The following is a 17,493-nucleotide window of genomic DNA, read 5'->3' as shown; positions in this document are numbered from 1 at the left end:
GACTCCTAGCCGCCCACGACGGGCTGCACGAGTGCAATGCGGTCGCCTGTCTTGAGCGCGTGCTGCGCATGGCGCGCCTTGGGCACGAAATCGCCATTCACGGATGCGGCAAACGGCGGCGCGATCTGCAGTTGCGGCGTGGCCGCACCAATGGCGTCGGCCAGCGTGCTGCCCAAAGGCAGGGCCAGCGACAGGTCGTTGAGGGTGACGTTCAGCGTCATGACAAAACAGGTTCAGGCGATGCAGCGGCGGCGAATAGCTCGGGCCATTCGCAGTCGTCCGTATCGAAGGCACAGCCGTCCAGCACGTCGCACGCCGCTGCCACCGCGGCTTGGGTGACGGCGGGCGCGATCATGTAGCCGTGCCGGTACAGGCCATTGACCGACAACGTGCCAGCGCCATCCCAGCGGACGGCCGGACGGTGGTCCGGCAGCGTCGGGCGGCACTGCGTGTTCAGCTCCAGCACGCGCGCCTCGCCAAACGCGGGGTGCACGGCGTAGGCCGCAGACAGCAATTCCAGCGTGGAGCGCACGCTTGCCGGCGACATGTCGTCGGATTCCAGCTCGGTCGCGCCAATCACGTACACGTTGCCCGGCTTGGGCGCGATGTACAGCGGGTAGCGCGGATGCAGCATGCGCACCGGCCGCGTGAGCGACACGTCCGGCGCATGGATGCGCGCCACCTCGCCCCGCAGGCCACGCAGGCGCGGCCACTGCGGCTTGGCGCCCAGGCCACGGCAATCGAGCACGAGGCGCGCGCCCAGCCCGGCGGCAGCCAGTGCGTCGGGGCTCGGATCGACAACCTCGGTATTCCAGCGCAGTTGCACGCCCAGCACTTCCAGCTCGGTCGCCAGCGCATCCAACACGCCGCGCGGGTCAAGCTGACCTTCGCCAGCGAGATACAACCCCTGCGTGAAGCGCTGTGCGAGCAGCGGCTCGAGTTGGGCAATGCCGGACGCGTCCACGGCACGCAGATCGGCGGCCACGCGCTCGGGCGGCGCGGCATTGCGCACGTGGTTGGCAAACAGCGACGCCTCACCACGGTCCGCCGCATGCCACACCACCAGCGTGCCGGCCTCCTGGAAGAAGACCGGCGTGCGCAGCTTGGGCAACCAATCGCGCCACAGCGCCAGGCTTGCCAACCCCAAGTCCACGACAAAACGATCGGCCACGGCGGCTTCGGCAAGCGGCGCCAGCATGGCCGCCGCAACGTACGCCGCGGCACCGCTGCCGTCACGCGGACCGCGCTCCACCAAGGCAATGCGCGCGGGGGGCACCCCCGTCTGCGCGAGTTGCCAGGCACACAGGCGGCCGGCGAGGCCGCCACCGAGGATCGTTACGTCGAATGCAGTCGAGGTTGGCATTGCACCGGTGGGTTAGCTGTAGATCTTGCTGCCGCTCTTGCGGAACTCGATCGACTTCTCTTCCATGCCCGCAGTTGGGTTAACTGCGGCGGCGGTGGCGTTGGCGTCGAGCGTGGCCGCGTAGTCGCGCACTTCCTGCGTGATCTTCATCGAGCAGAACTTCGGACCGCACATCGAACAGAAGTGCGCGATCTTGGCGCCCTCGGCCGGCAGCGTTTCATCGTGGAAGGCGCGCGCCTTCTCCGGATCGAGGCCGAGGTTGAACTGGTCTTCCCAGCGGAATTCGAAGCGCGCCTTCGACAGCGCGTTGTCACGCAGCTGCGCACCCGGCCAGCCCTTGGCAAGGTCGGCCGCATGCGCGGCGATCTTGTAGGTGATGATGCCTTCGCGCACGTCTTCCTTGTCGGGCAGGCCCAGGTGTTCCTTGGGTGTGACGTAGCACAGCATGGCGGTGCCGTACCAGCCGATGTTGGCCGCGCCGATGCCGCTGGTGATGTGGTCGTAGCCCGGGGCGATGTCGGTCACCAGGGGCCCAAGCGTGTAGAACGGGGCTTCGAAGCAGTGCTTCAGCTCTTCGTCCATGTTGGCCTGCACGCGCTGCAGCGGCACGTGGCCCGGGCCTTCGATCATGACCTGCACGTCGTGCTCCCACGCCTTCTTGGTCAGTTCGCCCAGCGTGTGCAGCTCGCCGAATTGCGCGGCGTCGTTCGAGTCGGCAATGCAACCGGGGCGCAAGCCATCACCCAGGCTGAACGACACGTCGTACGCCTTCATGATTTCGCAGATCTCGTCGAAGTGCGTGTACAGGAAGTTTTCCTTGTGATGCGCCAGGCACCACTTGGCCATGATCGAACCACCGCGCGAGACGATGCCCGTGATGCGGTCGGCCGTGAGCGGCACGTAGCGCAGCAGCACGCCGGCGTGGATGGTGAAGTAGTCCACGCCTTGCTCGGCTTGCTCGATCAGCGTGTCGCGGAACATCTCCCACGTCAGGTCTTCAGCCACGCCGCCGGTCTTGTCCAGCGCCTGGTAGATGGGCACCGTGCCGATGGGCACCGGCGAGTTGCGCAGGATCCATTCGCGCGTCTCGTGAATGTGCTTGCCGGTGGACAAATCCATGATCGTGTCGGCGCCCCAGCGGATCGCCCACACCATCTTTTCCACTTCCTCGGCCAGCGACGACGTGACCGCCGAGTTGCCGAGGTTGCCGTTGATCTTCACGCGGAAGTTGCGGCCGATGGCCATCGGCTCCAGCTCGGTATGGTTGATGTTGGCGGGGATGATCGCGCGGCCCGCGGCGACTTCGGCACGGACGAATTCCGGCGTGATGTCTTCCGGGCGCTGCGGCAGGTTCGCGCCGTACGAGAAGCCCGGATGCTGCTTGAGCAGTTGCCGGTACTCGGGCTTGTCTTGCAGCGCCTGCAGGTTCAGCGATTCGCGCAGCGCGACGTATTCCATCTCGGGCGTGATGATGCCGCGGCGCGCGTAGTGCATCTGGCTCACGTTGGCGCCGGCCTTGGCGCGGCGCGGCTTGGAGATGTGCGAGAAGCGCAGGTGCGCCGTGGCCGGGTCGTTGGCGCGCGTCTGGCCGTATTCGGACGACAGCCCCGAGAGGATTTCCGTATCGCCACGCTCGTCGATCCACTTGGCGCGCAGCGGGGCGAGGCCAGCCTTCAGGTCAATGTGTACGTCCGGATCGGAGTACGGGCCCGAGGTGTCGTACACCGGCACCGGCGGGTTCAGCATCTCGCCCTTGTCGGTGCGCGTGGCGGTCTGCTTGATGGTGCGCATCGGCACGCGGATGTCCGGGCGGCTGCCGACGATGTACGTCTTGCTGGAGGCCGGATAGGCGAACTTCTGGTCGAGCTCGGACTGCAGCGAGTCGAACGATGCGGCGGGGGCGTTTTTGGCTTGGGGCATGGTCTCGTCCTTGATTCTGTGGCCTGGTGGAGCAGGCAGTGGACGAAACCGGGAGAGGTGGCGTGACCCGAAGAACTGAGGGGGTGGCTGCCAGAGACTACGCGGTGTTCTGAAACTTCCCACGCCGGTACGAACCGGATCGGGTGCGAAGGGACTCTCTCAGCCGCACGGCCCATCCGTACGGCACCCCTGTTTCATCCAACGAGGCTGAATTTAAGCACAGGGCTGCCGGCGTTGCCAGCACGAAAACCAGTGAGATGACGGTCGACGGGTCATTTCAGTCCAAACCGCCACGCAATGTGCGGCGGCGCGCACCGGCGCGGCCCGCCTTGATCTTGCGCAACCCCGCCGCGTTTCACCTGTGCGACGCTCAATCCCTTTTCTATTGCATTGCGGCACGGCCGCTGGGAGTTGTCATGCTGGAGCGTCGGTTCACACTCGCGGGGCGCAGCCTCGTACCCATCGTGCAGGGCGGGATGGGCGTGGGTATTTCGGCGCACCGGCTGGCCGGCGCCGTGGCACGCGAAGGCGGCGTGGGCACCATCGCCAGCATCGACTTGCGGCATCACCACGCAGACCTTGTTGCCGCGACTGAAAAATCGCGCGACAAGGACGCCATCAACGCCGCCAACCTCGTCGCGCTGGACCGCGAGATCCGCGCCGCGCGTGAAGCCAGCCAAGGCAACGGCATGATCGCCGTGAACGTGATGAAGGCGGTGGAATCGCACCCGGCGCTGGTGCGGCAGGCGTGCGAGAGCGGCGCCGATGCAATCGTCATGGGCGCAGGCCTGCCGCTCGATCTGCCGGAGATGACGGCGGAGCATCCGAAGGTGGCGCTTATCCCGATCCTTTCCGACTCGCGCGGCGTGGGCGTGGTGCTCAAGCGGTGGATGAAGAAGTCGCGCTTGCCCGATGCGGTGGTGATCGAGCACCCGTCGCACGCCGGCGGCCACCTGGGCGCGGCCCGCATCGAAGATCTGCGCGACGAGCGCTTTTCGTTCGCGCGCGTGCTGGACGAATGCCGTGAACTGTTCATCAAGCTGGGGCTGGCTGCGGAACAGATTCCGATCATCCTGGCGGGCGGCATCGATTCGCACGCCAAAGTGAAGCACTGGCTCGACAAGGGCGCCGCTGCCGTGCAGCTCGGTACTGCATTTGCCGTGACGGAAGAGGGCGATGCGCACGTGCGCTTCAAGCGGGTGCTGACGGGCGCGGAGCAAGGCGATATCAGTGAGTTTGTCAGCGTGGCGGGGCTGCCCGCGCGGGCCGTGATGACGCCTTGGCTGTCGCGTTATCTGTCACGCGAAAGCGCGCTGCAGGCGAAAGCCAAGGTGCGGGACTGCCTGCAGGGGTTCGATTGCCTGCAGACGTGCGGGCTGCGGGATGGCATCGGCAAGGTGGGGCAGTTCTGCATTGACCTGAAGCTGGCGCAGGCACTTCGGGGGGATGTGGAGCGCGGGCTGTTTTTCCGTGGCGCTGGGAAGTTGCCGTTTGGGCAGGCGATTCGGCCGGTGCGGGAACTGATGCATTACTTGCTGACTGGGGAAAAGCCGGTCGCTTCTTAATGGGTCTTTGTTTTTTTGTTTGTGGTTCATCCCTTGTTTCAGCCCCGGCAGGGAACGAAACGAGGATGGACCACCAAGTCAAAAACCAACCACCCAAAAACACCCCGGTATAGAAATCCCCTTCCACCCGCCCCCACCGCCGGTGGTCTACCATGGCCCACACACCCAAAAGCACCACGCCAGGAGACCCCCAATGCCCACCGAGGCCACCCACCGCGTCTTCAACCAGGTCCCGGACCTGACCGGCTTCAACCCCTTCACGTCCGACACCACGCTACAAGGTGCGCTCGAACGCCTGGGCGGCGGTTGGAACGCCAGCGCGCTGCAAGCGTTCGGTGACCAGCTCGGCGCGCCCGAGACGCTGCAGTGGGCCGCGGAGGCCAACACCTATCACCCTGAACTCCACACCCACAGCCGCACCGGCGAGCGAATCGATGCCATCCGCTTCGCCCCCGCCTGGCACGCGCTGCTCGGCCTGATGCGCAGCCAGGGGCTGCAGGCCCTGCCGTTCGCCGACCCGCGCGCGGGTGCATGGGCGGCGCGCACCGCCGGTTACTTCATGCAGGCGCAGATCGAATCCGGCACGCTGTGCCCGGCGACGATGACGTTCGCCAGCATCCCCGTCCTGCAGAAAGAGACCGCGCTGTTTGCCGATCTGGGGCCGCGTCTCTACGCCCGGGAGCACGACGCACGCGATCTGCCGTGGCGCCAGAAGACCGCCATCCTCGTCGGCATGGGCATGACTGAAAAGCAAGGCGGCTCCGATGTGCGTAGCAACACCACGGTGGCAACGCCCTTGCGCGGCGAGGCCCGTGGCGCAACGTACGCCATCACAGGCCACAAGTGGTTCTTCTCTGCGCCGATGTGCGATGCACACCTGGTGGTCGCGCGCATGGGCGCAGAAGACGGCCCGCTGTCGTGCTTCTTCGTGCCGCGCTTTCGCGATGACGGCAGCAAGAACCCGATCCAGATCCAGCGCCTGAAAGACAAGCTCGGCAACCGCTCGAACGCGAGCAGCGAAGTCGAGTTTCGCGGCGCCGAGGGCATCCTCATCGGCGAAGAAGGACGCGGCATTCCGACCATCATCGAGATGGCGACGCACACGCGGCTCGATTGCGTGATCGGCAGCGCGGCCATCCTGCGCCACGCGCTGATGCAGGCCCTGCACCACGCACGCCATCGCATGGCCTTTGGCCGCCTGCTGGCCGACCAGCCGCTGATGCGCAACGTGCTGGCCGACCTCGCGCTCGAATCACAGGCCGCAACGCTGCTGATGATGGAACTGGGCAACGCGTTCGAGCGCGCCGATGTCGATCCGCTGGCCGCAGCGTGGAAGCGCATCGTCACGCCCGCGGCCAAGTTCTGGGTCTGCAAGCGCACCATCGAAGCAACCGGCGAGGCCATGGAAGTCTGGGGCGGCAACGGCTATGTCGAAGAAGGCCCGATGGCGCGTCTGTACCGCGAGGCGCCGGTCAATTCCATCTGGGAAGGCTCGGGCAACGTGATGTGCCTGGACGTGCTGCGCGCCATCGCCCGCACGCCGGACGATGCGTTGCGCCTGGTGCACGACATTGCCGAGCGCGCGCAGGGCCACCGTGCCGTGCGTGCGGAGCTGGCCGCGCTGCAGGCGATGCTGCATCAGCCGGGCGACATCCAGGAAACCTCCGCACGCCGCATCGCGCAGGGGCTGGCGCTGACGGCACAGGCTGCGCTGATGCTGGCGTACGCCCACCCGGACGACGCCGAGCGCTTTATCGCCAGCCGCTTCTACCACCAGCATGGCCGCGTGTTCGGCACGCTCGACGGGCACGCGCAGGAGCTGGGCGCCGTGCTGCAGCGCGCGTGGCCTGTATGAATACGTTGTGAAGGGAAACGCCGGCAGGCCTGCGTGAAAGCGGGATGAAAGATCACATCGCCTAGGGTTGGGGAGCCGCGCGAGCGCGCCGGCACCAGAAAAATAACCAGACAGGAGACATCCCGTGCCGCACCCGACCCGCGCCTTGCTCGCGGCCGGCCTGGCGTTGTGCGCTTTCCAGGCGTTGGCCCTACCCACCACCAGCCCCGTACTTGACCGCATCCGCGATACCGGCGCCGTCCGGCTGGCGTATCGCGAAAACTCCGTGCCGTTCTCCTATGTCGATGGCGGTAAGCCGGTGGGGTATTCGATCGACCTCTGCTCACGGCTGGTTGAGGCGCTCAAGGTGGCGGTCAAGCGGGCCGACCTGAACATCCAGTACGTGCCGGTGACGCCTGCCACGCGCATTGCCGCCATCACCGAGGGCAAGGCGGATCTGGAATGCGGCTCAACCAACAACACGCGTGAGCGGCGCGAGAAGGTAGCGTTCACTATCCCGCATTACATTGCCAGCAGCCGCATGCTGGTGAAAACCAGCTCCGGCATTCATCGCTGGGAAGACCTCAACAACAAGACGGTGGTGTCCACGCGCGGCAGCACGAACGGTGGGCAGATCCGCGCGATGGCCGATGCGCGCGTGCTCAAGGTCAACGTGGTGGAAGCCCGCGACCACACCGAAGCGTTCGGCCTGGTGGTGGCCGGCAAGGCCGATGCGTTTGCGATGGACGACGTGCTGCTCTATGGCTTCCGGGCCACGTCGCCGAACCCGGCGGACTACACGGTCGTCGGCAGCAACCTGGCTGTAGCGCCGTACGCGATCATGCTCAGCAAGGACGACCCGGAGTTCAAAAAGGTCATCGACCTGGCGATGTCACGCATGATCCTCGATGGCGAGGCGGAAAAGCTTTACAAGAAGTGGTTCCAGCAGCCCATTCCGCCCAATGGCGTAAAGCTGGAGATCCCGATGAGCTTTCTGCTGCGCGACTCGTTCAAGTTCCCGACCGACAAGGTGGCGGATTGACGCAACGCCCCGCCCACCATGCACCGGAAAGGTGCTTGAGGGTATACCCGTAATCAGCGCATAATGCGCGCCCATGGCGGCGCGTGACATTGCTTCACGTTTTGGCATTCCCGGGGGAGTGACGGCGCGCACGCCAGAGCTGCGCCGACAGGGCAACAGCGCAGCCAGTCGTGCCACTAGAGCCCAACCCTCTCCCAGGACCTTTGACGATGTCGTTTCCCGCGCGCACGTGGCTGCTGGCCGCGCTTGCCGTTCCCGCTGCTGTTTCCGCCGCATTCTTCTCACCCGACGTTGCTGCTGCCTCCCCGACGCTCGATCGCATCCGCGACTCCGGCACGGTGCATGTGGGGTATCGGGAAGACTCCATTCCGTTTTCGTATCTCGATGGCACCAAGCCGGTCGGCTACGCCATCGACATCTGCTCGCGGCTGATCGACTCGCTGCGCACGTCGCTCAAGCGCCCCGACCTGAAGGTGCAGTACGTGCCCGTCACGGCTGCCAACCGTCTGGACGTGATCGCCACCGGCAAGGCCGATCTTGAGTGCGGCTCGACCAACAACTCGCCGGAGCGCCGGCAGAAGGTGGCCTTCACGATTCCGCACTACATCACCAAGGGGCGCATGCTGGTGAAAGCAAACTCGCCGATCCAGCAATGGGAAGACCTGAACGGCAAGACGGTGGTGGCCGCGCGCGGATCGACCAATGCCGACCTCGCACGCAAGCTCAACGAGACGGGCATGACGATGCAGGTGGTGGATGCAAATGACTTGCGCAGCGCCTTCGCCATGCTGACCGACGGTCGCGCCCAGGCCTTCGCGGGTGACGACATCCTGCTCTCGGGCATGCGCGCCATGGCCAAGAACCCGGCCGATTACCGCCTGGCGGGCAAGACGCAGCTCGTGTCGTCGTACGCGATCATGCTGAGCAAGCAGGACCCGGAGTTCAAGAAGCTGATCGACCAGTCGATGACGCGGCTGATTGTCGACGGCGAGGTGCCGAAGCTCTACAAGAAGTGGTTTCAGCAGCCGATTCCGCCGAATGGGGTGAATCTGGATGTGCCGATGAGTTATTTGCTGCGGGATTCGTTTAATACGCCTACGGATAGTGCGGGGAACTGAGGCGGGCAGCTGTTTTCCCCTGGCGGGGGTGGGCCTTTGTGGTGCATCACTTGTTTCATCCCCTGCCGGGGCTGACTCACTTTCTTTGTCTTGCCAAAGAAAGTAAGCAAAGAAAGGCGCGCCCAAGATGGCGACTTCCCCTTGAATTTCTGTGACCGTGCGGGGAAGGAGGCAAACTCGCTGCGCTCAGACAGGCCTCCTTCCTTTTTCCGCCCGCTCACAGAAATTCAAGGCGCCATCTAGGGCTCCAACGGCCACACCGTTGGTGTGCGAAGGGCGGCGCGGCCGCTCGTCGCCCTCGCTGTTTTCAGTGCACCTCCGCCGGTGCTGCCTGCGCCGCGATGCTGCTCACCACATTCAGCGTCGGGCGTCCGCCTTGACGCATTAGGTCGGCGGCGCGCTCGGCAATCATGATGATTGGGGCGTTGGTGTTGCCGCCGATGAGCGTTGGCATGACCGAGCCGTCGATCACGCGCAGGCCCGTGACGCCGCGCACGCGCAGTTCCGGGTCGACGACGGCCATTGCTTCGTCTGCGCTGCCCATCTTGCAGGTGCCGACGGGGTGGTAGATCGTGTCGGCGTGCTGGCGGATAAGGGCGCGGACGGCTTCGTCGTCGGAGCCATCGCCGCGGATGTTTGCCGAATACAACTCACGGCCGCCCAGGTCGGCCAGCGGGCGCTGCGCGAAGATGCTCTTCACGGCGCGGAAGCCGGCAAGCATGCCGTTCATGTCGTCGGGGTCGGACAGGAAACGCGGGTCGATCAGCGGTGCGTCGCGCGTGTCGGCGGAGGCCAGGCGCACTTCGCCGCGGCTCTTTGGGCGCAGCACGCACACGTGGCATGAATAGCCGTGGCCGTAGTTGAACGTGCGGTTGTGGTTGTCGGCCATGGCGACAACGAAGTGCAGTTGCAGATCGGGATCGGCCAGATCGGGCCGGCTCTTGATGAAGCCGCCGGCTTCAGCAAAGTTGGTTGCCAGCATGCCGCGACGCTCGCGCCGGTAGCGCAGGATCTCGCTCAGCATGCGGGCGCTGCCGCGCGCGGAATAGCCGATCAAATCCAGGTTGAAGACCTTCTTGTGCAGGATGATGTCGAGGTGGTCCTGCAGGTTCTGCCCGACGCCGGGCAGGTCGTGTACGACCGGAATGCCCAGCGAGCGCAGATGCTCCGCCGGGCCCACGCCCGAGGCCATCAGCAACTGCGGCGACCCAAACGCGCCCGATGAGACGATCACCTCGCGGCGCGCGCGCAACGTTTCTGTGCGGCCCGCGCGCTCCACCACCACGCCTGCCGCGCGCTTGCCTTCAAAGACGATGCGCAGGGCCTGCGTGTCGGGCATCACCGTCAGTTGGCGGCGATTGCGGCTGAACGTGGCATCAGCCTTGTCGCCGCCGTGCAGGTAGGCACGTGCGGCGTTCCAGCGCTCGCCGTTGTATTGCGTCACCTGGTACGGACCGACGCCTTCCTGGTCGGGGCCGTTGAAATCGTTGTTGAGGCGGTAGCCTGCCGCCACGCCGGCCTCGACAAAGCGCTGGGCGATCGGGTTGCCGGTGCGCAGGTCGCTCACGTGCAGCGGGCCGGTACCGCCGTGCAGCGCGTCGTCATCGCGGCCGGCAAACCGCTCGTTGCCTTCGGAGCGCTTGAAGTAGGGCAGCACATCGCTCCAACTCCAGCCGGTGCAGCCGAGCGCGGCCCAGTGGTTGTAGTCGCTGGGCGTGCCACGGATGTAGATCATGGCGTTGAGCGACGAGCTGCCGCCCAGCCCACGCCCGCGCGGCTGATAGCCCTGGCGGCCGCCCAGCCCCGCTTGCGGCACGGTCTGGAATCCATAGTTGCGCTTGTTCTTGAACGGCAGCGATGCCGCACAACCGGCCGGCACCCAGACTGACAGGTGATGATCGTGCGGGCCGGCTTCGAGCAGCGCGACCGTCACGTCCGGGTCTTCGGTCAACCGGCTGGCGAGCGCGCAACCGGCCGAACCGGCGCCGACGATGACGTAATCGAAGGTGAGGGCCGAGGTGGGCAAATCGTTGGCCATGGATGTCTCCGGATGGTTTTCTAATGGGCGAGCGACGCCGCCGGCTTGTTGCCGGTCACAACTTCACATCGTAGGCGCGCCGGGTTGTTTCAAACGACCGGGCTTACCCGCATTAGAGGCATCGCTCGACGGCATGCAGCAAACCCGCACGCTGCAGTGGGCAGACCGTTGCCTTGGTAGCGATTGCGACATGCGGCAATGCAGCAATTCCGCACTGGCACACGGTTGCGCGCGACCCTGGCAACGGGGCACGCCGCACACAGCGGGCCACCGATCCGCCCACCCCGTGCGCTGACAAGCCATTAGCAACGATGCGGTTTTTGTGCCCAAGCATTAGCTTCTAGAATGCAGCGATGGCCAAGAACCTCGACATCACCCTCGTGCGCACCTTCATTGCCGTGGCGGAAAACGCCAGCATGACGGTGGCCGCCAACGCGCTGCACCTCACGCAGGGCGCCATCAGCCAACAGATCAAGCGGCTCGAAGACGCCTTCGAATGCCGCCTGTTCGAACGCGACGGCCGTCGGCTCGAACTCACCCACGCAGGTGAACGCTTCCTCGGCCGCGCAAAACGCCTGCTCGCCCTCAACGACGAAATCTGGGCCGACATGGCGGCACGCCCGCTGCAGGGTCCGGTGCGCCTGGGTGTGCCTTACGACCTGGTCGGCACCGTTTTCCCACCGATCTTCAAGGCCTTTACCGAAGCGTGGCCGTCGGTGGAGTTGACCATCGTCTGCGGCACCTCGCCCGAGCTGACGGAGCGCATTGCGCGCGGCGAGCTGGACGTCGCCGTGGTCGAAGCGCCGGTGGACGAAGCCACGGGCGACTGCCTGTGCGTGGAGCGTCTGGTGTGGGTCGGCCCGCGCGGCGGCAACGTGCATGCGAAGCGCCCGCTACCGCTGTCGATGGTGGACGAGAGCTGCACCTTCCGCGCCCGCGTGCTCAAGGCGCTCGGCGAGCACGGCATCGAATGGCGCACGGTGTTCGAGAGCGGCAACATTGAAGCGACCACCGCCACGGTGCGCACCGGGCTCGCTGTTACGGCATGGCTGACACCGACGGTGCCGGCGGACTTGGACATCCTCGGGCCTGAAGCCGGCCTTCCGGAACTGCCGATGTTTGCGATCAGCCTGCTGCTGCCTGCGCAAGGCGCGAGTGCGGCGGCGCTGGCGTTGGCGCAGTGCGTGCGCGACGGGTTCTCTACGCGGCAGCGGGTGGGCGAGCGGCGCGCCGCCTGACACGTGGCCAGCGGTTACAGGCCGCCGCCTTCGATCTGCACGAGCCCATTCGGCGTATCGAGCACAAGCGTCAAAGCCGGCCGTGCCGCCTCCGACAATTCGACGTATCGGTTCTCCGGTTCGGAAGCATCCCACCCCAGCCCCTGAAGCTTTGCGCGGATGGCCGGCATCTCCGGATGTGCGAGTTGGAATTGGTTCAGGCGCAGCCCAACCTCCTGCATCCTGCCGACCGGGCTTTGGCCGCCGGCCCAAGCGATGAGTGCGGGCCAGCAACCGCCCGCTTCCGCTTCGCCGTCGCTGCGTTGAAAGAAGTGCCATCGCAAATCGCCACGCGTCACTTCGAGCAATTCGTGCTGCGGTGATTCGCTTACGTTGCGCGTCAGATCCGGAACGCTCGCGACCCATCCGAACAACCGTGGCGCCTGTTCCAATGTGCCTTCCCGCGTCAGGCGGTCGAGCGCAAACCAGCGCGTCCTGTTGGGCGCCGCCGCCTCCGGGTCGATGGCGATGAACTCCAGAAAAACGCCGGGCGCAATCCGCGTGACCAGGTTGTGCGTGCCCATCAAGGGATGCTTGCCGCCGGCAGGCAGCTCCACGCCGAACCGCTGCGAGGCATAGCCCTGCGCTTGCTCAAGCGATTGCGCAACGACGGCAATGTGATCGAGCTTCAAGATGGCTCCCGCTGTGTCCTTCTCAAATGTGAGGGCCCAGCATGCCACAGCGCCCTCCACGGCGTTGCGGCGTGGTGCCGGCATCCCCGCCCGTCTCGGGGATGTGTCCAACTGTTCTTATGCGGCGGAAACCCGCCGGCGCTCGATGGCGGCCAGCACCTCCCACGTGTGCGGATCCACGTCGCTCCCCCCGAGCGACATCGACAGATACGCGTCGATGGCATCGATAAAGCCTTTCACGAATGCCGGCGGATACGCGTGTTCCGAAAAGTACGTGAGCTGCTCGCGCAGCCTGCCGGGCCGGCAATGCCCAGGGTCGCGCATGACGCTGTGCGTGCGGCACAGAAACGCGCGCGCTGACACCGCGCCATCCAGGTAGAGGCGGTTTTTGGTCAGCGACATGCGGCACCTCCCGGTTGTGTGGGAAGCCTGCAGCGCCAAGGCGGTGGGGAAGGGTAAGACGCGGGGCGATGCCCGCTGAGTGCGGTAGCCATGTGGCCTCCGGGGATAGGTTGATGGAGGCTCGCCGCTCGCTGCTAAACAAGGGTGGCGGGCCTGACGACGGCGTTAGCAGACCGGCCCTATCCCAGCTACCGGCAGACCCGAAGGTCTCACCGCCCGGCCCGCCATAAAACACATAGGCGTGCACAAGCACCGGACACAAAAATGCCGCGCGGAGGCGGCTGTCCGTCTGGGAAAAAGGGGTGGGCTGCTAAACCCAGTCACCGTTGGTGCGGTGACGGTGGGGATTATAGCGATCGGATACATCCATCCTATTCGTAATATTTCGCCAAATGCCGCGTGGTGCTTCGTTCGGCCAAGAGAATCCTCGAGGACTAACACCAACGAGGAGGTTAACTTGAGGCGCAACTTTCTGAAGAAGGGCGACGGATCAACCGTCGGAGCTGAAGTGCTTGAAGGCGAGGAAACCTGCACGCACAACGGTACCGCGCTGGCATTCATTGGGGCCAAGGTCTACTGCCACGCATGCAAGACCGTTGGCTTGATCGCCCCACAAGGGCCGCGATGGCCCGATTTCATGATGGAGAAAGAGCAGGCACTCGAGGGGGACGTCTGCATCTGCAAATGCCAGCCTCCGCCAATCATGATTGCGTCTCAAAACGACAGCTTCCAGAGTTTTGAGCACCATGAGCTTGCTGCACTGGGGTTCGGTGAAAGCAGTAACCCTTTGCGTACTGCGCTGTCAGCGACAAGGCACTTCAATGCCTGTTCTTCGTACGACGAACAGGCGCATCTCGTGTCCGCAGCCCTTGAGGGCATCCCGTATTACATCGAAACCGAAGACGGCCGCACTTTCTCAGGGCGGGTACCCGCAAATGGATTGCTGCCGCGCATTGATACGCAAGGTGAAGAGCCATACACGGTGCTCTGGGGCGACGAGGCACTGGCAAAGCAAACGGAGGCACAGGCATGACGGCAGCGCAACGCAAACCGCTCAAACAAAAGGCGCAGGTTCGGACCAATACAACGCGGGGCTCGGTGTGCAAGATCGACGTGCCAGCGGTGAAGTTTTCCGACCTTTGGGACAACTACGTCACGGGCGAGCCCTATCGGGATGCCAAGACCGGCGGCGTGCCACCCGGCTTCGGAAACCAGTGCGCGATTCGGATGAGTGTGACGTTGCACAAGGTCGGCATAGAAATGAAGTCGTTCACGCCTGCGAATGTGTCAGTCAAGCCCGGTCACCAATTTGGGCGCATTCTGATGGGGGGTAGGTACACGGCTGTCCTTGCGGATCAGATGGGGTCTTGGTTGAGCAAGCACCCGTTTTGTGGACTGCGTAGAACGGAAGACATTACAGGCAGGGATTGGGAATCGAAGGTCAAGGGGAGAACCGGCATCATCATGTTCGACAGCTACTGGTCTCGCAGCAGCGATTCTGCCGGCGACGCCAGCGGTGGCCATATTGATCTTTGGAACGGCTCGCGGTTGACAATCAGCGGGCCAATTAACTCAATCGCAACCGTCGGCCGAATGTTCGGAATGAATTCGCTCTTCCCTGGATCATCGTTTGGCTTCTCTGATTTGGGTGACTCCAAGAAAATTCTCTTTTGGGAGGTTAAGTGAAGCGCGTGATGATGCTAATGGGTTTCGTACTTGCCGGTTTCGTAACTGCCGCGATCGTCATACGCATCATGACCGCCTTTGACAACAACCCCGGGTGCGGATTGGATTGCGCAAGCCCCGAACTCGAAGCCGCCTTGCTGTCGGGTCTCGCAACTGTTCTCGCATTCCCGATTCTCGGATTTTTCTTCACACGCAAAAGAAACTCTACGACACGTCGAATAGCCGCCACTTTGTCGACATTAATGCTAGTGGCCATTCTTTTAGCCTTTGTTCACTACGTCTTTAATTTACACACACGGTATCTCAGAGCAGAGGCAGCAAGGCCCGTACAGCCGGACTTGGACTTCATGTATATGGCGATTGCGACCCGCGATGTTCAGACGTACACAGAACTCAAGAAGGGCCAACCTCAATCTGTCGGCATGATTGCTCAATGGCAACGTTGTGCAATTGGCGGTGCTTCATGCGGAAAACAACCAAGGCAGGCACACATGCTATGCAAGAGCGGAGAGGTTTTCGTCAATGAAACCGACTGGAAATACTTCTCCCTGATTCCAAAAGAGAATGTCTTTGGAGCAATTCCCTTGAAATCAATGAAGCTATGCGCTCCAGACAATTGGGTTGAACCATTAGGCCGCAGCGGGCTCATCGGTTCGATAAAACAAAAACCCCGCCAACCGGCGGGGTCCCCCAAATCCTTTTGAGCCTGCAAGCAATCAAGCCTGTGGCGCAGCCCCATCTTCCGGAGCGGCCTCGGCGCCTTCGGCCTTGGCTTCGTCCTTCTTTTCGATCATCTCTTCCAGCGCGCCCGCGCCCTTGAAACCGGCGACGGCGGCGACGGCCTTGGTCAGCAGGCCGGCATCCGGATCGACTTTCTCGGCGGCTTCAACCGCGGCGACGGCGCCGGCGATCTTGCCCACTTCATCCAACAGTCCCATGGTCACCTCCGCGTGATTGAACGGGAGAGCCATCTTCCCACCGGCAAGGGGCGCAAGTGCAAGCAAAGTTAAAAATTTTCTGCGGGCGTTCGTTTGCGTACAGCGCGCGTCACTCCGCTTCTGCGCCGGCTGGGGTGGCGGTGAGCGCGGCAAGCCGCTGGCGGGCGCTGTCGGAAATGGGGCTGCTTTGTCGCGTCGCCACGTCGATCTGCACGATCACCGATTGCGACGTGGCGGCGCACTGGCCGTTCTGGAAGATGGCCTGCTCGAGCTTGACCGAGCTGCGGCCGACGCTCGCCACGCGCGTGCCGATCTGCACGGAACCGGGCCAGAGGATTTCGTTGCGGAAGTCGAGCACGAGCTGCGCGATGACGAACTCGCAGCCGGGCGCTGCCAGCGGGTTGTCGGGCGAGAAGAGCATCTCTACGCGGCCCGTTTCCAGGTACGTGGCGAAGACGGCGTTGTTGATGTGGCCCTGGCGGTCGGTGTCGCCGTAGCGGAGCTTGTCGGTCGACTGCAGCGGGTAATCGGAAAGGGATGGCGTGGTTGTCATGTGGGGCGCGGCGTCTGGGTCAACTTGCGCATTTTGCCTGCCTTCCTGTGCAAGCGCTGACCGCGCCGCCGCACCATGGCGCTTCCGTTGACGCGTATCAACGCGCGGCTTTCAGCAGCGCTTACGTTGGAAGCAGACACCCACCGCGCACGGGCGCGGCCCCCAGACATGGCAAGGAGGCCACATGAAAACCCTAGTGCTGGCAACGGACGGATCGAACTACTCCGATGCGGCCGCCCGCTGCATTGCCGACAAAACGCTCTTCGGCAGCGACGTGACGGTGCACGTCGTGCATTGCATGCCGGACCTCTCCGGCGACATCAAATCGCTCGTCGGCAAGGCAGAGGTTGATGCGTGGTACGCGGAGGAAAGCACCGGCGCCATGGCCTCGGTCTGCGCGATCCTGGGTGCGGCAGGCGTGCCGTTCGAGCGGCACGCGCTGGTGGGTTTTCCGCCGGAGCGCATCGTGCATCACGCTCAAAGCGCGGGGGCGGCGGCCATCGTCATGGGCTCGCACGGGCGCGGCGTGTTCGTCGAGGCGCTGATGGGCTCGGTGGCGGGCCGGGTGCTCGCCCATGCCGAATGCCCGGTGGTGCTCGTGAAGGCGCCCAAGGCTTGACGGCGGCGGGGCGGTCGCAGCTACGCTCCGCTGCGCGCACCCCCACAGCCCGACGCGGCATGGTTTAGGATGAAGGCACCTTTTTCTTCACATCCTGGGGGACCCCATGTCGCATCGTCGCCGTCTTGCGCTCGCCTTCGCGGGCGCTGCACTGTTTGCTGCTGCCACGCCGTCGTTTGCCTATTTCCGCAACGTGCTGGCCAGCACCATCATCGGCTCGATGAGCCCGACGGAGTTGAAGTCGTTCACCAAGGCCATCGGCGACGTGCTGAGGAGCACCGCCGACAACACGCCCGCACAATGGACGTCTGCGGCGACGGGCAAGCAGCCCGCCATCGACGCGACCATCACACCGCTGGAATCCAAGACCGACGCCGGCCAATCATGCCGCCGCCTGCAGAGCGAACTCGCGCGCGGCAGCAGCAAAGAGCAGTGGACCGCGTGGCTGTGCAAACAGCCAAGCGGGGAATGGAAGTTGCGGCAGGTGGCGCAGTAAGGCATCGGCC

At 64.4% G+C, this 17,493-nt stretch carries 18 protein-coding genes and 1 riboswitch; of the genes, 10 read left to right on the top strand and 8 right to left on the bottom strand.

Features of this window, described 5'->3' with window-relative positions; all coding sequences use genetic code 11:
- Positions 1–5 precede the first annotated feature (5 nt).
- Genes thiS through thiC form a run of 3 tightly spaced genes read right to left on the bottom strand, consistent with a single transcriptional unit; the run spans position 6 to position 3,283 of the window.
- Positions 6–221 (bottom strand): sulfur carrier protein ThiS, encoded by a 216-nt coding sequence (gene thiS, locus AAHM38_RS09630; RefSeq protein ID WP_004628385.1) that lies wholly within the window; start codon positions 219–221, stop codon positions 6–8.
- Positions 218–1,363, bottom strand: a complete 1,146-nt coding sequence (locus AAHM38_RS09625) for an FAD-dependent oxidoreductase (RefSeq protein ID WP_015856040.1) — start codon at positions 1,361–1,363, stop codon at positions 218–220. The genes thiS and AAHM38_RS09625 overlap by 4 nt, the downstream gene beginning before the upstream one ends.
- A 12-nt stretch (positions 1,364–1,375) precedes the next feature.
- Positions 1,376–3,283, bottom strand: coding sequence for a phosphomethylpyrimidine synthase ThiC (gene thiC / locus AAHM38_RS09620; protein ID WP_009239442.1), 1,908 nt, complete (start codon positions 3,281–3,283; stop codon positions 1,376–1,378).
- A gap of 99 nt (positions 3,284–3,382) precedes the next feature.
- A riboswitch (TPP riboswitch) is annotated at positions 3,383–3,484 on the bottom strand.
- Between the two features lie 215 nt (positions 3,485–3,699).
- On the opposite strand from thiC, the gene AAHM38_RS09615 reads away from it, so the two are divergent.
- The 4 genes from AAHM38_RS09615 (at position 3,700) to AAHM38_RS09600 (ending at position 8,842) form a co-directional block, all read left to right on the top strand.
- Positions 3,700–4,848, top strand: coding sequence for an NAD(P)H-dependent flavin oxidoreductase (locus AAHM38_RS09615; protein ID WP_015856039.1), 1,149 nt, complete (start codon positions 3,700–3,702; stop codon positions 4,846–4,848).
- 193 nt (positions 4,849–5,041) lie between these two features.
- Positions 5,042–6,703, top strand: coding sequence for an acyl-CoA dehydrogenase family protein (locus AAHM38_RS09610; RefSeq protein WP_015856038.1), 1,662 nt, complete (start codon positions 5,042–5,044; stop codon positions 6,701–6,703).
- A gap of 124 nt (positions 6,704–6,827) precedes the next feature.
- Entirely contained in the window at positions 6,828–7,724 is an 897-nt protein-coding gene (locus tag AAHM38_RS09605) for an amino acid ABC transporter substrate-binding protein (protein WP_015856037.1), read from the top strand.
- Positions 7,725–7,933: 209 nt separating this feature from the next.
- Positions 7,934–8,842, top strand: a complete 909-nt coding sequence (locus AAHM38_RS09600) for an amino acid ABC transporter substrate-binding protein (protein ID WP_015856036.1) — start codon at positions 7,934–7,936, stop codon at positions 8,840–8,842.
- 307 nt (positions 8,843–9,149) lie between these two features.
- On the opposite strand, the gene AAHM38_RS09595 is transcribed toward AAHM38_RS09600, so the two are convergent.
- On the bottom strand, positions 9,150–10,880 hold the full coding sequence (locus AAHM38_RS09595) for a GMC family oxidoreductase (protein ID WP_015856035.1): 1,731 nt from the start codon (positions 10,878–10,880) through the stop codon (positions 9,150–9,152).
- Positions 10,881–11,233: 353 nt separating this feature from the next.
- Between AAHM38_RS09595 and AAHM38_RS09590 the strand changes: the two genes are divergently transcribed.
- Entirely contained in the window at positions 11,234–12,118 is an 885-nt protein-coding gene (locus tag AAHM38_RS09590; RefSeq protein ID WP_015856034.1) for a LysR family transcriptional regulator, read from the top strand.
- A 14-nt stretch (positions 12,119–12,132) separates the two neighbouring features.
- Here the strand turns inward: AAHM38_RS09590 and AAHM38_RS09585 are convergent, their stop codons facing one another.
- Positions 12,133–12,789 carry a VOC family protein gene (locus AAHM38_RS09585; protein ID WP_041668570.1) on the bottom strand — a complete coding sequence of 219 codons (657 nt, stop codon included), beginning with the start codon at positions 12,787–12,789 and terminating at the stop codon, positions 12,133–12,135.
- Positions 12,790–12,906: 117 nt separating this feature from the next.
- Positions 12,907–13,191 carry a hypothetical protein gene (locus tag AAHM38_RS09580; RefSeq protein ID WP_015856032.1) on the bottom strand — a complete coding sequence of 95 codons (285 nt, stop codon included), beginning with the start codon at positions 13,189–13,191 and terminating at the stop codon, positions 12,907–12,909.
- Between the two features lie 457 nt (positions 13,192–13,648).
- Here AAHM38_RS09580 and AAHM38_RS09575 point away from each other — a divergent pair, with 457 nt between their 5' ends.
- The 3 genes from AAHM38_RS09575 to AAHM38_RS09565 are packed head-to-tail and all read left to right on the top strand — an operon-like array spanning position 13,649 to position 15,581.
- Positions 13,649–14,224, top strand: coding sequence for a PAAR domain-containing protein (locus tag AAHM38_RS09575; RefSeq protein ID WP_015856031.1), 576 nt, complete (start codon positions 13,649–13,651; stop codon positions 14,222–14,224).
- Positions 14,221–14,877, top strand: a complete 657-nt coding sequence (locus tag AAHM38_RS09570; protein WP_015856030.1) for a type VI secretion system amidase effector protein Tae4 — start codon at positions 14,221–14,223, stop codon at positions 14,875–14,877. The genes AAHM38_RS09575 and AAHM38_RS09570 overlap by 4 nt, the downstream gene beginning before the upstream one ends.
- On the top strand, positions 14,874–15,581 hold the full coding sequence (locus AAHM38_RS09565) for a hypothetical protein (RefSeq protein WP_015856029.1): 708 nt from the start codon (positions 14,874–14,876) through the stop codon (positions 15,579–15,581). Before AAHM38_RS09570 ends, AAHM38_RS09565 begins: the two co-directional genes overlap by 4 nt.
- A gap of 12 nt (positions 15,582–15,593) precedes the next feature.
- On the opposite strand, the gene AAHM38_RS09560 is transcribed toward AAHM38_RS09565, so the two are convergent.
- Both AAHM38_RS09560 and AAHM38_RS09555 read right to left on the bottom strand, forming a co-directional pair.
- Entirely contained in the window at positions 15,594–15,815 is a 222-nt protein-coding gene (locus tag AAHM38_RS09560) for a hypothetical protein (protein WP_009239453.1), read from the bottom strand.
- 109 nt (positions 15,816–15,924) lie between these two features.
- Positions 15,925–16,368 (bottom strand): acyl-CoA thioesterase, encoded by a 444-nt coding sequence (locus AAHM38_RS09555; RefSeq protein WP_015856028.1) that lies wholly within the window; start codon positions 16,366–16,368, stop codon positions 15,925–15,927.
- A gap of 184 nt (positions 16,369–16,552) precedes the next feature.
- On the opposite strand from AAHM38_RS09555, the gene AAHM38_RS09550 reads away from it, so the two are divergent.
- Both AAHM38_RS09550 and AAHM38_RS09545 read left to right on the top strand, forming a co-directional pair.
- Positions 16,553–16,987, top strand: a complete 435-nt coding sequence (locus tag AAHM38_RS09550; protein WP_009239455.1) for a universal stress protein — start codon at positions 16,553–16,555, stop codon at positions 16,985–16,987.
- A gap of 106 nt (positions 16,988–17,093) precedes the next feature.
- Positions 17,094–17,483, top strand: coding sequence for a hypothetical protein (locus tag AAHM38_RS09545; RefSeq protein WP_009239456.1), 390 nt, complete (start codon positions 17,094–17,096; stop codon positions 17,481–17,483).
- Positions 17,484–17,493: the final 10 nt, after the last annotated feature.

Source organism: Ralstonia sp. OTU4908, from assembly GCF_038440115.1.
In the GTDB taxonomy this organism is placed as follows: Bacteria; Pseudomonadota; Gammaproteobacteria; order Burkholderiales; family Burkholderiaceae; genus Ralstonia; species Ralstonia pickettii.
The sequence above is the reverse complement of the archived record's forward strand: the minus strand, read 5'-3'. Positions and strand labels throughout refer to the sequence as shown.